16 protein-coding genes and 3 pseudogenes are annotated in these 14,010 nt (G+C 69.0%); 12 read left to right on the forward strand and 7 right to left on the reverse strand.

Features of this window, described 5'->3' with window-relative positions:
- The first annotated feature begins 290 nt into the window (after positions 1-290).
- Positions 291-1,115 carry an IS256 family transposase gene (locus FHX82_RS32050; RefSeq protein WP_145938179.1) on the forward strand — a complete coding sequence of 275 codons (825 nt, stop codon included), beginning with the start codon at positions 291-293 and terminating at the stop codon, positions 1,113-1,115.
- Positions 1,116-1,258: 143 nt separating this feature from the next.
- Here FHX82_RS32050 and FHX82_RS32055 read toward each other — a convergent pair whose 3' ends face one another.
- Together FHX82_RS32055 and FHX82_RS32060 are read right to left on the reverse strand one after the other, a co-directional pair.
- Positions 1,259-1,630, reverse strand: coding sequence for a type 2 periplasmic-binding domain-containing protein (locus FHX82_RS32055; RefSeq protein WP_229881456.1), 372 nt, complete (start codon positions 1,628-1,630; stop codon positions 1,259-1,261).
- 12 nt (positions 1,631-1,642) lie between these two features.
- Positions 1,643-2,609 (reverse strand): annotated as a pseudogene (locus tag FHX82_RS32060) (IS481 family transposase).
- A gap of 57 nt (positions 2,610-2,666) precedes the next feature.
- Between FHX82_RS32060 and FHX82_RS32065 the strand changes: the two are divergent.
- Positions 2,667-2,771, forward strand: a pseudogene (locus FHX82_RS32065) (IS5/IS1182 family transposase); the annotation flags it as partial.
- Between the two features lie 332 nt (positions 2,772-3,103).
- Here FHX82_RS32065 and FHX82_RS32070 read toward each other — a convergent pair.
- Entirely contained in the window at positions 3,104-3,490 is a 387-nt protein-coding gene (locus FHX82_RS32070) for a DUF6086 family protein (RefSeq protein ID WP_311733431.1), read from the reverse strand.
- Positions 3,490-4,134: a hypothetical protein gene (locus tag FHX82_RS32075; RefSeq protein ID WP_145938181.1), complete on the reverse strand. Its 645-nt coding sequence runs from the start codon at positions 4,132-4,134 to the stop codon at positions 3,490-3,492. The genes FHX82_RS32070 and FHX82_RS32075 overlap by 1 nt, the downstream gene beginning before the upstream one ends.
- Between FHX82_RS32075 and FHX82_RS32080 the strand changes: the two genes are divergently transcribed.
- The 3 genes and pseudogenes from FHX82_RS32080 to FHX82_RS32085 all read left to right on the forward strand — a co-directional run bounded on the left by FHX82_RS32080 (position 4,112) and on the right by FHX82_RS32085 (position 4,902).
- The gene (locus FHX82_RS32080) at positions 4,112-4,369 is read left to right on the forward strand and encodes a TetR-type transcription factor C-terminal domain-containing protein (protein ID WP_145938182.1); all 258 of its coding nucleotides are present in this window, start codon (positions 4,112-4,114) and stop codon (positions 4,367-4,369) included. The genes FHX82_RS32075 and FHX82_RS32080 overlap by 23 nt on opposite strands.
- A gap of 123 nt (positions 4,370-4,492) precedes the next feature.
- Positions 4,493-4,573: pseudogene (locus FHX82_RS37900) on the forward strand (hypothetical protein); the annotation flags it as partial.
- A 20-nt stretch (positions 4,574-4,593) separates the two neighbouring features.
- Entirely contained in the window at positions 4,594-4,902 is a 309-nt protein-coding gene (locus FHX82_RS32085; protein ID WP_183176954.1) for a hypothetical protein, read from the forward strand.
- 21 nt (positions 4,903-4,923) lie between these two features.
- On the opposite strand, the gene FHX82_RS32090 is transcribed toward FHX82_RS32085, so the two are convergent.
- Positions 4,924-6,087, reverse strand: a complete 1,164-nt coding sequence (locus FHX82_RS32090; RefSeq protein ID WP_145938183.1) for an NADH:flavin oxidoreductase/NADH oxidase — start codon at positions 6,085-6,087, stop codon at positions 4,924-4,926.
- 101 nt (positions 6,088-6,188) lie between these two features.
- Here FHX82_RS32090 and FHX82_RS32095 point away from each other — a divergent pair, with 101 nt between their 5' ends.
- Positions 6,189-6,989: an alpha/beta fold hydrolase gene (locus FHX82_RS32095; RefSeq protein ID WP_145938184.1), complete on the forward strand. Its 801-nt coding sequence runs from the start codon at positions 6,189-6,191 to the stop codon at positions 6,987-6,989.
- 4 nt (positions 6,990-6,993) lie between these two features.
- Here FHX82_RS32095 and FHX82_RS32100 read toward each other — a convergent pair whose 3' ends face one another.
- Positions 6,994-7,806 (reverse strand): IclR family transcriptional regulator, encoded by an 813-nt coding sequence (locus tag FHX82_RS32100; protein WP_145938185.1) that lies wholly within the window; start codon positions 7,804-7,806, stop codon positions 6,994-6,996.
- A gap of 122 nt (positions 7,807-7,928) precedes the next feature.
- On the opposite strand from FHX82_RS32100, the gene FHX82_RS32105 reads away from it, so the two are divergent.
- From FHX82_RS32105 to FHX82_RS32120, 4 genes are read left to right on the forward strand one after another with little or no spacing between them, the layout of a single operon-like run.
- The gene (locus FHX82_RS32105; protein ID WP_145938186.1) at positions 7,929-9,050 is read left to right on the forward strand and encodes a CapA family protein; all 1,122 of its coding nucleotides are present in this window, start codon (positions 7,929-7,931) and stop codon (positions 9,048-9,050) included.
- A gap of 19 nt (positions 9,051-9,069) precedes the next feature.
- Positions 9,070-10,272 carry a dipeptidase gene (locus tag FHX82_RS32110; RefSeq protein WP_145938187.1) on the forward strand — a complete coding sequence of 401 codons (1,203 nt, stop codon included), beginning with the start codon at positions 9,070-9,072 and terminating at the stop codon, positions 10,270-10,272.
- Positions 10,269-11,423, forward strand: a complete 1,155-nt coding sequence (locus tag FHX82_RS32115) for a M20 family metallopeptidase (RefSeq protein ID WP_145938188.1) — start codon at positions 10,269-10,271, stop codon at positions 11,421-11,423. Before FHX82_RS32110 ends, FHX82_RS32115 begins: the two co-directional genes overlap by 4 nt.
- A 12-nt stretch (positions 11,424-11,435) precedes the next feature.
- On the forward strand, positions 11,436-12,722 hold the full coding sequence (locus tag FHX82_RS32120) for an MFS transporter (protein ID WP_145938189.1): 1,287 nt from the start codon (positions 11,436-11,438) through the stop codon (positions 12,720-12,722).
- A gap of 4 nt (positions 12,723-12,726) precedes the next feature.
- Here FHX82_RS32120 and FHX82_RS32125 read toward each other — a convergent pair whose 3' ends face one another.
- Complete coding sequence (locus FHX82_RS32125; protein ID WP_145938190.1) at positions 12,727-13,098, reverse strand: zinc-binding dehydrogenase; 372 nt, start codon at positions 13,096-13,098, stop codon at positions 12,727-12,729.
- A gap of 51 nt (positions 13,099-13,149) precedes the next feature.
- Between FHX82_RS32125 and FHX82_RS32130 the strand changes: the two genes are divergently transcribed.
- Positions 13,150-13,503: an alpha/beta hydrolase fold domain-containing protein gene (locus FHX82_RS32130; protein WP_183176955.1), complete on the forward strand. Its 354-nt coding sequence runs from the start codon at positions 13,150-13,152 to the stop codon at positions 13,501-13,503.
- Positions 13,413-13,985: an alpha/beta hydrolase fold domain-containing protein gene (locus FHX82_RS32135; protein ID WP_183176956.1), complete on the forward strand. Its 573-nt coding sequence runs from the start codon at positions 13,413-13,415 to the stop codon at positions 13,983-13,985. The genes FHX82_RS32130 and FHX82_RS32135 overlap by 91 nt, the downstream gene beginning before the upstream one ends.
- Positions 13,986-14,010 lie beyond the last annotated feature (25 nt).

Here is a 14,010-nt window from a genome sequence, read left to right on the forward strand (position 1 = left end):
CGACCGACTCGTCGAGCAGTTGGTCAACCGCGCCGAGGTCGGCGGGCAGTTGAGCGGTGGGGGCCTGGGTGCGATCCTCACCCCAATGCGAAACCACGAAACGACGCTGAGCCCCTTGCAATGCCGGACACCGTCGAGCAGTTGTATCCGCTGCTTGCCGGTCTCTCGACTCCCGCTGAAGCGCTGTACGTATCGGAGGGTGTGTCAGAACAAGTGTGTAAGCCGTGGCCCTGACAGGGTGGCGGGGAGGTGATCTCCCCGCCGTCCGGAAGGGCACGATGACGTGACCGATGCAGGAACAACGACGACAAGGAACACGCTACGGCTCGGGCAACTCTCGTGACGGCCGGACGTCCAAGACCGTGCTGACCGACATCGGCCCGGTCGACATCACCGTCCCACGTGATCGCAACGGCACCTTCGAGCCGGCGATCGTGCGTAAGCGCCAGCGCCGTCTGGACGGGCTCAACGACGCGATCATCTCGCTGTATGCCCGCGGGATGACCGTGCGCGATATCCAGGCCCACCTCACCGACATCTACGGGGTCGAGGTTTCACCCGACCTGATCTCCAAGGTCACCGGCGCGGTCACCGACTGGGCCAATCGGCCGTTCGGTTCGAGCTGGGCCGTCCTGTTCGTCGACGCGCTCTGGGTCAAGATCCGCGACGGTCAGGTGTCCAATCGGCCGGTCTATGTGGTCGTGGGGGTCGACTTCGACGGCGCCAAACACGTCCTGGGCATGTGGATCGGCAAAGACGGCGAGGGCCCCAAATATTGGATGAACGTGCTGGCGGAGCTGAAAACCCGCGGCGTGACTGAGGTGTGTTTCGTCTGCTGCGACGGCCTGTCTGGGCTACCCGAGGCCATCACCACCGTCTGGCCCGCCGCGATCGTGCAGACCTGCATCGTGCACCTGATCCGGGCCTCGATGTGCTACTCCTCGAAGAAACAGATTGCCCAGGTCACCGCCGGGTTGCGGCCGATCTACCAGGCACTGACGCTGGACGCCGCGGCCGAGGCGCTGGATGAGCTGGAGTCGGGCGAGATTGGCCGCCGCTACCCGGCAACCCCGCGTGCAACCGCGGCGCCTTCCCATCCGAGCGAGCAGCCCTGAAAACGCTCTACCTCACGATCCGTACGACGACACGACCCGACGGAGCCATCGGCATCACCCGCTCCAACGGCTGGAAAGCTACCCTCAACGCATTCGCCATCCAGTTCGGCGACCGCATCAACATCGACAAGTAGGCCACGGCCCTACACAGTTGATCTGACAGTCCCGCGACCCGCGTCAGGAGGTCGCGCAGGTAGCGGTGTTCGGGGTCGTGCTCGTACGTCGGATGCCACCAGCACGTGGGCCTCGATGCCGAGCATCCGCATCTGCCGCGCGGCCGGGGTCGATGCAGTCGGCCCGTGGTAGGTGACGACCCACGGCATCGCGCGGAGCTGGTCGACCGTGAGCCTGGCGCCGATCCCGGGGTTGCCCGCAGCGGCGACCAGGCAGACCCGCTCATCACGGTAGAGGTCCTGGTGCGGGAGCCCGTCGACGAACGCGTGCGGCAGGACGAGCAGGTCGATGCCGATCAGTGCGTGCGCCGCGTTGTCGAAGGCCCGCAGCAGGGCCGGCACCGGGAACCTGTGCTACTGACGCTGGCCGGTGACAGGCTGGGCTTGGGACTTCTGTAGCAGCCTCTCATACGGGGTTTGTCCGCCGAGGCCGCCGTGGGGGCGGTGGTAGTTGCAGTAGTCCTCCCATTCTTTGAGCTTTGTCGTTGAACACCCCGGCGTCGTCGATGACCACGCCGTCGAGGAGCCGGTAGAACTCTTCGGCGTCGATGCGATGAGAGCGCTCGACTTTGCCGTTGGGCCGCGGTGTGGCGGGGCGGATGTAGGTGTGGCCGATGCCCTTGTCGAGCACGTGCCAGTGAAACGCGGTCTGGAACTCGGCGCCGTTGTCAGTCTGGATCTTCTCGACCTGGAAGGGCAGCCGGGACAGGATGTAGTCCAGGAACTGGATCGCGGTCTTCTGGTCCGAGCGGGGGTAGATCCGCAGCACCCGCAGGCGGGTGCAGTCGTCGATGGCGGTGTGCTGGTAGTAGCGTTTGCGCCGGGTAATTCCGGTGGTGATGGGTTCGATGAACTTGACATCGATCTGGACGTGGTGGCCGGGGCGTTGCTTCTCGTAGCGCTTCCAGCGCTGCTGATGTCGCTTGTAGCGCTGCGAGGCCGGCAGCCGGTTCATGCCCAGTCGCTTGAGGATCCGCCACACACCCGACTGGCTGATGGCGACGTTGTGGTAACGCTGCAGGTACATCGCGATCTTCAGCGGGCCGAAGTGGTAGTGCTGGCGCAGGTGGATGATCTTGCCGACCACCTCCGGATGGGTCACGTTCGGGCTGTGCATCGGGGCACTCGAGCGGTTCTTGAGTCCCTCCAGCCCGTGTTCCTCGTAACGGCGTTTCCAGCGGTAGAAGATGCTGCGGCTGATGCCGTAGTAGCGGCAGGTCGCCGCCACATTGCCGCTGACCTCCTTGGCGCGCCGTAACACGGCCAGACGCCGATTCGCGCGCCTGACCAGGTCCTTCTCACTCCACACACGCTCAGCCATAGGACCTCCCTTGCTCAGGAGCCCAGACTGTCGACAACCTCCGTCAGTAGCACACACCTGAAGTGCTGGAAAATTCTCCGCGACTACCGTCGCGCTGCCAGCACACTGGCCGACACCGTCTCCGGAATCGCTCACCTCCACAACATCACAATCACCGGCTGACAACCCCAACAGGGACAACCCCAAGACCAGTTACGAGACATCCCCTTGCCGGTGATCTTCCTGAGTGGCGGAAAACGGCGGTTCGGTGTCTCCGCCGCTGGTGCCGTGGCCGGCTTGCCTCGGAGAGACGTCATCGCCACCCGCAGCGCGCATCGCCAACTGTGTCACTCCCGCGGCGGCGGCCGTGGCACCGTCGGCGATCAACGTGGACTCATACCCATCATTCCGGTCTCTTCGGTCGTTACATGCGGCTACAAAGAACCCGCACCAGCCAAAGAGTCACCAGCCGAGTTCCCGACAGTCGACACGAGTGAACGCCCGGGGGTCGTCCGTCAGCGCACCATTGTTCGCGCCAACTCGCGGCCGGCTTCAACCAGTTCGACCTCCACCGGAGTCACCGCTTCCACTTCGACACCGGCGCGAAACAGCATCGCGATACTGATCTCAAGGAAACCACGGGCGATACGGAGGTAACCACCATTTCGGACTACAGCACTGTCCAGCGCCGCCCGGATGAACGAGGCCAAACCCTCCGGATCGACGTAGTGGTCGTCCGGAGTCCCACCTGGACTCTGTTCGACGATCCAGCTGTCCGGATCCGGGAAATCGGGATTCTGCGCGAAGATGAGCCGAGCCATGCCAACATAGGTCCGCCCAGTCTTGTTTCCCGGGTTCCACAGATTTCCTCGCACACCCCGCAAGGAAAACGACACACTCACTACTCGAACTCCAATCTCAGATCAATACCGGGATTGTACTGCTTCCCTTCTTCAAAGGCTTCTTCGATTGCCGCTCGCAGTTCAGGTTGCACCCCGGGTGTCGTCATCCGGTAGATGATCGGCGCATCTCTGTACTCAGCCAACTCCGGAGCGATCTCCCGAGCCTCGATATACTTCCAGATCTTGTTCGTTACGTTGTCCGCGGACCAGCCGACAGGGTCGGGAGCAGTTGTGGCCGACTTCCGTTCCACGAGAGCGCCGTTCTCGACCAGGTCGATATCGGTGATCTCCTTACCGGTACCGGGGTCGTGAACAGGGATTTCCTCCTGTCCCTCGACGCTCCCGGGGTGCTTCGCGAGTTTAGCGACGTCGTCGGCGGCGCCTTCGAGGCCGTCCATGGTCATGGCCAGGCCGCCGAGCAGTGCGCTGATACCCGCGGCCGCTTCGGGGCCGCCGGTGAAGGCGCATGCGATGAGTCCGCCCAGACCGCCGATCACTCCACCAGGGATGGCTCCGATGCCGAGTTCCGGAGCCCCTGCCGCGGCCCCGATCGCGACGCCGCCAGCGATCTCCTCGCCGCAGGCGGCGAGCCCGGACGCCGTTTGGGCGGCACCGGCCAGTGTGAGCGAACAACTCTGGGCCACACCAGAACAAGTCCTCGCGATCGCCCTGCAAGCCATCACCCACGAGTTCCAGGCCCTGCTCGACGAATCCCTTGCCGCACAGCGGGAGCCGCCACCGATCGACACCCACGTCGCGGCGAACCTGGTGCTGTCCATGCTGACGACGGTCTACCGGTGGCACGAACCCGGCGGCCCGGTCACCCCGGAACAGCTCACCGAGCAGATCGCCCTGCTGCTCAAGGGACTGCTCCCCTGACGGGTCCCTGGACCTGGCCGCCATCTCGAACGACGGCTGGCGCCACGGCGACGACTACCTGACCCTCAACGTCTGGGCTCCCACGCGCCCCGCCGACCGCGCCTCCTTCACCGCTCCGGCGCGGTGACCGTCGCGATCAACTGCCGCTTCGGCGTCGAGGGGTTCCTGCCCATCGACGGGGCGCCGACCAACCTCGGCCTCCGGGACATGATCGCGGCCATGCGGTGGGTCCAGCGCAACATCGGCCGGTTCGGCGGCTCAACCCAGGGCTGCGCGGGGGCACGGTCTGGTGCGCCGCGCTCACCGACCTCGCCTTCCGGTTCCCCGCCCGCCAGTTCGCCGAAGCCCACCAGATCCGCAGCCACGTCTACGACTTCGACTGGGCCTCGCCCGCGCTGGGCGGGAGCCTGGGCATCACGCGCGGCGTCGGCATCGCGTTCACCTTCGACAACCTCGCCACCATCACCGGGCCCAAGCGGGTCGGCGACGAGGTGCCCCCGCAGGAGACCGCGACGGGTTCTTCACCGCGATGAAGCAGCGTTGTCCGGACCGCGTCAACCCCTGGGCGATCCGGCTCGGCGCCCTGCGGCTGTCCGAAAACTGAGTCCCTCCGTGGACGGGGCGAAGCCCGGGAAGCTGTCCTCGCGCTTGCTCAGCCAGTACGAAATGCGAGTGGGCGCCTGGGCGTAGGGATCGGACACGCCCAGTTTGCGCGCCGCGTCCAAGGGCCAGTTCGGGTTGTAGAGCAGCTCCCGCCCCAGCGCGACCAGGTCCGCCTGCCCGTTCTCGACGATGGACTGGGCCTGCGTGGCGTGGACGATGTGCCCGACCGCCATCGTCGGAAGTCCGGTCCGGGTGCGGATCTGCTCCGCGTACGGCACCTGGTAGCCGTAATCCGGCGTCACACCTGGCGAAGGCCGCCCGACGATCCCTCCCGAACTGCAGTCGACGACGTCGACTCCGCGGATCCCGAGCTCCCGCACCAGTTCCACGGTCTGGTCGATGCTCCACTCGACGTCCACGCACGAAAGGCGGACGAACAACGCCTTGCGGTCCGGCCAGACGTTCCGGACGCGGTCGACGATCTCGACGAGGAAGCGGAAGCGGTTCTCCGTGGAGCCGCCGTAACGGTCCGCCCGCCGGTTCGCCAGCGGCGAGAGGAAACTGTGGATCAGGTAGCCGTGGGCCGCCTGCAGTTCGAGGACTTCGTAACCGGCTTCGTCGGCGCGCCGGGCGGCGTTCGCGAACGCCGCCACGGTGTCTTCGATGTCGGCGGGCGTCATTTCGACGGGAGTGGCGAACCCGTCGGGGCCGAGGGGAATCGCGCTGGGCGCGAGCACCGGCCACCCGGCGGACGGCGGCGGGGTGCGCGCGTCCCAGGGCGGGTTCCGGCGTCCCTTGCGCCCGGCGTGGATGAGCTGGATGCCCGGCACGGCGCCGCCGGCCCTGACGACGTCCACGAGCCGCGCGTGCAGCGGGACCACGCTGTCGTCCCAGATGCCGAGGTCGCCCACGGTTCCCCGGCCCCGCCGGTCCACCGTCGTCCCCTCCACCACGACCAGCCCGGCACCCCCTTCGGCGAGCCGTCCGTAATGGACGGTGTGCGTCGGCGTCGGTTTCCCGTCCTTTCCGGCGTACTGCCACATCGGCGACACGACGACCCGGTTCGGCAACCGGACGCCGCGGATTTCGATCGGACTGAAGAGGGTTGCCGGCATCCCGCCACTCCTTCGATGGGCGATTGACACACCCGGTCAGCGTGTCTACCGTCATGCTACTCATCGATACGTCGTACCGCATAGTGGCACGAGGAGCAGACATGACGACGACTGGCCGGGTTGTGGAGAACCGCGAGGTCCAGCGGCCGCACGAGACGTCCATCCGGTACTCGATCAGCGGACCACCCGAGGGGCCTGCCGTCGTCCTGATCCACGGCTGGGCGTGCCACCGCGGGGACTTCGACGCGCTGACCGGGTTCCTGCCCGGCGGGTACCGCGTGATCGCCGTCGATCTCGCCGAGCACGGCGAATCCCGTTCGTCGCGCGAGAACTGGACGATCGAGGAGTTCGCCCGCGACGTCGTCTCGGTGCTCGACGCCGAATCGGTGACCGACTGCGTCGTCGCCGGGCATTCGCTCGGCGGTGCGGTGGCGGTCGAAACCGCCCGGCTGCGCCCCGGCGCGGTCCGGCACGTCATCGCCCTCGACGCCCTGCACTACCTCTTCCTGTTCGGCGCCCTGGACGAGGAGCAGGCCGAAGGGCTGCTGCAGCCGCTGCGGACGGATTTCGCCGGGCTCGTGCGCAGCATGGTGGAGGCGGGCTCGCCGCCGGACACCGATCCGGCACTGAAGGAAGCGCACTTCGGGAAGATGGTGGCGGTGCGCCAGCCCGCGGGCACCCGGGCGTTCGAGGGCCTCGTCGCCTGGGACATGGACGAGGCGCTGAGCGCTGTGCGGCAGCCGATCACCGTGTTCGGCGTACGGGACCTGGTCACCCGGGAAGCCCTCGACCACCTCTCGGGCCGCGCCGAGGTGGTGCTCGTCGACCTGGGCAGCCACCACTTCCCCGTGGAGTCGCCGGAGGCGACGGCCGGGCTGATCGCCGGTGTCCTGAACGCCTAGCCGGTCAGCTGGACGAGATCAGCCGGCTGATCTCGTCCGCGGCCGCGACGACCAGTCGCGCGAGCTCCCGCTCCCGTGAGGGGTCGTACCGCATCTCCGGGATGCTCAACGTGACCGCCGCGATGGGCCGCCCCGCCGAGTTGGTGATCGCCGCGCCGAGGGACGCCACCTGCGGGCGGTACCACGACGACATGTTCAGGGCGTAGCCGCGCTCGGCGGTCCGGGCGATCTCGTGGCGCATCTCGTCGGGCGCGAGCAGCGGCGCGCCCTCGAACTCGCGGGGCTCGGCCCGCAGGATCTCCTCGACCTCGGCCGGTTCGAGCCGCGCGAGGACCGCCACTCCCCCGGAGCTCGCGCCGAGCGGCACGCGCGTGCCGATCTCCATGAAGACGCGGACGAGCTGCTTGCCGTCCTCCCGCGCGACGATCAGGTACTCCTCGCCGTCGCGCAGGCCGAGGAGGACCGTCTCGCTCGTCTCGGCGGCCAGCTCCTGGATGACCGGCTTCGCCAGTTCGCGCAGGTCCTGCTCGCCCGCGCTGCGCAGGCCCAGCACGAGCGCCTTCATCGTGAGGCCCCACCGCGCGTGCTCCCGGTCCACGATCCGGAGCCAGTGGGCCTGCTTGAGGGTGACCAGGCACCGCTGCACGGAGCTCTTCGGAATGCCCGTGACCCGGGACAGTTCCGAGACGCCGATCGGCTGGCGCACAGCGACCTCTTCGAAGACGCGAAGCGTGCTCAGCACGCTGTTCATCGACCGGATGCTGCCGGCGGGCCTGTCCGCACCCGCCAGGTCGCCGCCCTCTTCCGCTGTGCCCATGGGGCCACGACCGTACCACCAGACGCTGGCTGTACCTCATCCCGGCACGGTCGTGCTTTACATCGGAATAAACTTCGGACTACTCTGCGGCACAGCGTGCCACATCACGGAACGGAGTACGCATGGATCTGACTGTCGTGGGCGACGTCGTCGTTTCGGGGTGGCCACGCCGTCCCGAAACCGCTCCTTCGGGCCCCGGCGCTTCGGCCTTCGGACTCCTGCGGGGCGGGGACCTGACGATCGGAAACCTCGAAGTGCCGCTCACCGGGCGCGGGCAGCGCGCGGAGAAGCTCGTCGCCATGCGGGCCCCGGCTTCGGGGGCCGCGGAACTGGCCGCCTTCGGGTTCGACCTGGTGTCCCTGGCGATGAACCACGCGATGGACTACGGCGCCGACGGGATGCGCGACACCGTCCGGGCGCTGGACGCCGCGGGGATCGGGCACGCGGGCTTCGGCGAGACGCGTGCCGAGGCGACGCGGGCCCGGGTGGTCTCGGCCGGCGGGGAAAGCCTGGCGTTCTTCAGCTTCTGCTGCGCGCTGCCGCTGGGGTTCAACGCGACCGCGGACCGCGCCGGCATCGCCCCCATCCGGGTGCGCCAGCAGTTCGAGTACGACAGCGGCTTCCTGGACGAAACCCCGGGCACGCCGCCCTTCGTGCATTCCACCGCCCACGAGCCGGACGTCCGGGTGGCGGAAGAACTGGTGCGGGAAGCCAAGCGACACCAGGATTTCGTCGTCATCGCGCTGCACTGGGGCGTCCCGCACTGCTACCTGCCGGCGGCGCAGGGCCCGCTGGCCCAGTACCAGCAGCCGCTGGCCCGGCGCCTGGTCGAGGCGGGTGCGGACCTCGTGATCGGGCACCACCCCCACTGCCTGCACCCCGTGGAGTTCCACCGCGACGGGCTGATCCTGTACTCGACGGGCAACTTCGTCTTCGACTGGTGCGACGGCTGGAACGCGGAGTCGATGGTGCCGAAGGAGGACGCCCACCCGTGGGCGCCCTACCGGCCGGCCCTGGTGCAGGGCCCGTGGTTCGAAAGCGCCGTGTTCCGCATCGGCCTGGGCGGCGCGCACGGGCCCACCCTCCGCCTCGACCCGATCGAGCTCGATGCCGACAGCCAGCCGATCCTCCCGCGGCCCGAGGTCGCCGCGTCGATCCTCGCGCGGGTCGCGAAGGCGTCCAGGGACCTGGATCCGTCCATTGTGGTCGATGCGGACGGCACCGTGCGGCCTGGCCGGCGCTGAGCGAAAGGAGCAGTTCCCGATGTACCACCCCGCTGCCGCGAAACCCGCGGACTACGAGTCCTTCCCCTACCTCCGCCGTGGCACCGACTTCCCCGCCGTCGAGCTGTCCGATCCGAGCGCCCGCCGGAGCCGCTTCACCGCGGAGGCGGACGAGGACCGGATCGAGCGCCTGCTCGCCGAGAACGTGACGATCAGTTTCCACGACCACCCGCAGCTGCTGCCCGCCGACGTGGCGGACATGCCCGCCTTCCTGCGCTCCAAGCACGAGTTCACCGCCTTCACCGAGCTGCGCCGCTCCGGGCTGACCGCGGTCTTCGACAACTGGTTCGGCGTCATCGGCAGCACGCGCCGCGCGGGCTGGAAGTGGGACGACCTGATCACGACGCTGGGCCTGCGGCTCGCGGACCTCGCCCACCAGGACGGCGCCGTCGTCGCCCGCACCGTGCGGGACATCCTCGACGCGAAGCGCGACGGCCACGTCGCGTTCGTGCTGGGCACCGAGTCCGCGGGAATGATCGAGAACGACCTTGACCGCATCGACGTCCTTTATGGACTGGGCATCCGGCAGATGGGGCTGGTCTACGCGGAGACGAACACGCTCGGCAGCGGGCAGAAGGAGCAGCACGACGGCGGCCTGACCGCCTTCGGCCGGCGTGCGGTCGAGCGCATGAACGCCGTGGGCATGCTCATCGACGTCTCCCACGCGAGCGACCGCACGTCCCTGGACGCCATCGAGGCCTCGGTCAAGCCCGTCGCGATCACGCACGCCGGCGCGCGGGCGGTCTGGCCGATCACGCGAATGAAACCCGACGACGTGCTCAGGGCCTGCGCGGAGCGGGGCGGCGTGCTGGGCATCGAAGCGGCCCCGCACACCACCGTGTCCTACGACCACCGTGCGCAGTCGATCGAGTCGGTGATGGACCACTTCACCTACGCCGTCGAGCTGATGGGCATCGAGCACGTCGCGTTCGGCCCGGACACGCTCTACGGCGACCACGCCTCCTTCCAGAAGGCCATCGGCGACGTGATCGGCTCCTCCCGCGTGTTCGACGCGGGCGACCTGGAGTGGGAGCGGGTCAGCCACGTCGACGGGCTCGAGAACCCCACCGAGAACTTCCGCAACATCGCCGGCTGGCTCGTCGAGCACGGGTACCGCGACGACGAGATCGCCGCCGTGCTCGGCGGCAACATCCTGCGACTGCTGAACGAGGTGTGGCGATGACCGGCATCAGGGACCGCATCGAAGGCGAGTTCGCCGCGAACCTCGACCGCGTCCTCACGCTGTCGCCCGCCATCAACGCCGACCCGGAGCCGGCGTTCGAGGAGCACCGGACGTCGGCGGCCATCGTCGACGTTCTCGCGCGGCACGGGTTCTCGGTCGAGCATCCGGTCGCGGACCTGTCCACGGCGTTCGTGGCCACGGCGGGTTCCGGTGACCTGGTCTTCGGCATCTGCGCCGAGATGGACGCGCTGCCCGGCATCGGGCACGGCTGCGGGCACAACGCGATCGCCGCGGCGGCCGTGGGAGCGGCACTGGCGCTGGCGCCGTTCGCCGCCGAGCTCGGGCTGACGCTCAAGGTCTTCGGCACGCCGGCGGAGGAACGGGGTACCGGCAAGGAGATCATGGTCCAGCGCGGCGTCTTCGCCGGGACGCACGCGGCGATGATGGTGCACCCGTCGCTGAAGGACGTCGTCAACCCGCAGTTCCGGGCCTCGCGGTCCTGGCGCGTCGACTACACCGGCCGCGGTGGCCACGCGTCGCGCCCGTGGAACGCGCTCAACGCCGCCGATGCCGTGGTGGTCGCGCAGACCGCCCTCGGGCTGTTGCGGCAGCAGCTGCGCGACGGCGTGCGGGTCCACTGCGTCGTGCAGGGAGCCGGAACCGCGGTCAACGTCATCCCCGACCGCGCCACCGCCGAGTGCATGATCCGCTGCGACACCCTCGACGAGGTCGACGAGGTGTGGGAGCGGGTCCGGAAGTGCTTCGAGGCCGGTGCGGTCGCGGCCGGAACCGGCGTGGACTTCACGACCCAGCCCTCGCTGTACCGCGAGTTCCGGCACGACCCGGACCTGGCCTCGCTGTTCCAGGACAACGCGGAGAGCCTGGGCCGCACGTTCCCCGACTACCCGGACAAGCTCTTCGGCTCCACCGACATGGGCAACGTCTCCCAGATCCTGCCCGCGCTCCACCCGATGCTGTCCTTCGACCTTCCGCCGGAGGACGGGAACCACACCGCCGCCTTCGCCACCGCGGCCGGGGGCGGGGAAGGCGACCGGTTCGTGCGCGACGGTGGCCTCGCGATGGCGCTCACGATCGCGGACGTGGCGCGGTCCGGACCGGTCCGCGCCCGGCTGACGGCTTCCGGGAACTGAGAGGGAACGACCATGGACGACACCCGGACCAGCACGGCCCAGGGGAACGACGTCGAACGGGGCAGCCGCCGGGCGATCCTCGCCGGGAGCGTCGGCAACGCCGTCGAGTTCATCGACTGGGCGGTGTACACGACGTTCTCGTCCGTCTTCGCGCACCACTTCTTCCCGCCGGGCAACGACAGCGCCGCGCTGCTGTCCACTTTGGCCATCTTCGCCGTCGGGTTCGTCGTCCGGCCCGTCGGCGCCGCGGTCATGGGCGCCTACGCGGACCGGCACGGCCGCAAGAAGGGCCTCGTGCTCACCATCGGCCTGATGGCGGCGGCGACGTTCGTCATCGGCGTCTCGCCGTCCTACGCCCAGGTCGGGCTCGCGGCGCCGGTCATCCTCGTGGTGGCCCGCATCGCACAGGGGTTCGCCGCGGGAGGCGAGTTCGGCTCGGCGTCGGCGTTCCTCGTGGAGTCCGCGGGCCCCGGGCGGCGCGCGTTCGCGGGCTCGTGGCAGCAGGTTTCGGTGGGCGTCGGCATCCTCATCGCCTCGGGCACGGGGGCGCTCGTCACGTCGGCGCTGCCGCGGCAGGCGGTCGACAGCTGGGGCTGGCGCCTGGCGTTCGTGGTGGCCTCACTGTTCGGGCTCGCCGGACTGTGGCTGCGCCGCTCGGTGAAGGAAACGGCTTCGTTCCGCCACGCTCGCAGTCAGCGCAACGTGCTGGGCACAATGCTCCGCAAGCACCCGAAGGCAGCGCTGCGCGTGTTCGGGCTGAACATCGCCGGGGTCGTGCTCTACAACATGTGGCTGACATACCTGCCCACCTACGCGACCGTGGCCACGCACATCCCGCTCAGCCGGGCGCTGCTCGCCAACGTCATCGGGCTCGTCGTCTTCGTGGTCCTCCTGCCGTTCGCCGGGCTGCTGTCCGACCGGATCGGCCGCAAGCCCACGCTGACGGCGTTCGCGGGCGGGTTCCTGGTGCTGTCGTGGCCCGCCTTCCGGCTCCTCGACGGCGGTTTCCTGCCGTTGCTGGCCGTGCAGGTCACCGGGCTGGTCCTGCTGCTGGGCTACTCGGCCAACGTCGCGGCGATCATGGCGGAGCAGTTCCCGCCGGAGGTCCGCGCGACCGGCATCGGCCTGCCCTACGCCCTGTCGGTCGCCGTGTTCGGCGGCACCGTCCCGTACCTGACGACGTGGCTGACCACCAGCGGGCGCGGGGGGTGGGTGTGGTTGTACTGCGCGATCGCGGCCGCGATCGGCCTGGTCATCTACCTGACCATGCCGGAGACGAAGGACAGGCGGATCGGCTGACGGCTCAGCCGATCGACAGCACCACCTTGCCGAATCGGTCCGGGCTGACCAGACGCTCCTGGGCGGCCGCCGCTTCGGCCAGGGGGAACACCGAGTCGACGACCGGGCGCACCGTGCCCGCGGCGAGCAGGGCCAGCACCTCGGGAACCTCGCGCAGGTTTCCGGTGTGCGCGCCGCGGAAGTCGATTTCGTGGCGGTACAGGCTGTACAGGTCGATCTCGGCGCGCGGGCCCGGGTGCGAGCCCATGCCGATCAGCCTGCCGCCGGGGCGCAGCGAGCGGATGGACTCCTGGACCGGTCGCGCCGCCCGCCGAGTTGTGGACGAGGTCGGCGCCCCGCCCTGCCGCCAGGCGATGGCTGGATCTTTGAACGGCATCGGCACTCCGGGGCTGTTCCGTTGCCCGCGTTGGTCGCACGCTCGTTCCAGGTGCTCTTTCCGGTCCTCGGCCGGCTCCTGCTCGAATCGCCGAAGCTGCAGTTCGCGACCAAACCCGTCGCCGCACCGGAACGGATCACCATCCCGACCCGGCACGGCACCATTCCCGCGTTGCTGCACTCACCGGTGCCCGAGGACATCGTCGCCCGGTACCTGGCCAGCGAAGTGGGTTGCTACGTCGTCCTTCCCGACTACGACGTCAGCCCGCAGGTCCGGTTCCCCGTGGCCGAACAGGAGTGCTACGGCGCCTACCGGTGGCTCCTCGACCGAGCCCGGGACAGGGGGGCTGGGACCGGAACCGGATCTCGATCGGCGGAGCCAGCGCGAGCGCGAAGCTCGCGTTGAGCGTGCTCGTCCTGGCCCTGCGGAACGGGACGCCCACGCCGGTGGCGGCCAGCCTTGAGTACGGGGCGGCGGACTTCTCCCTGCCCGACGAAAGCCGCACCTCCCCGCGGAAGGTGCCCATCATCGGCCCTTGGCTGCTGAGGATGATCCGCGAGACCTACCTCGTCGGTGCCGACCTGACCGATCCGGTCGTGTCCCCTGCCAAGTACCCGGCACCGGGCGACTTCCCGTCGTTGCTCGTCCTCACCGGCGGCCTCGACACCCTGCGCCACGACATGCGCGCGTTCGCCGAGAACGCCCGCGCGCACGGCGCGCGGGTCACCCACCACGAGTTCCCCGGCGCCGACCACGCCTTCACCCACTACAAGCCCCTCGCCACAGCGCGTACGGCGATCGAGATGATCGCCGACCACCTCCGCACCGCCTACGACACCGGCGCCGGTGGGGGAACCGGACGTGAACCCGGCACGGAAGCCCCGTGATCTCGACCCCTCACTCGCGGGCCGT

Origin of the sequence: Amycolatopsis bartoniae (assembly GCF_014191255.1) — a bacterium.
Classification (GTDB): Bacteria; Actinomycetota; Actinomycetes; order Mycobacteriales; family Pseudonocardiaceae; genus Amycolatopsis_E; species Amycolatopsis_E bartoniae.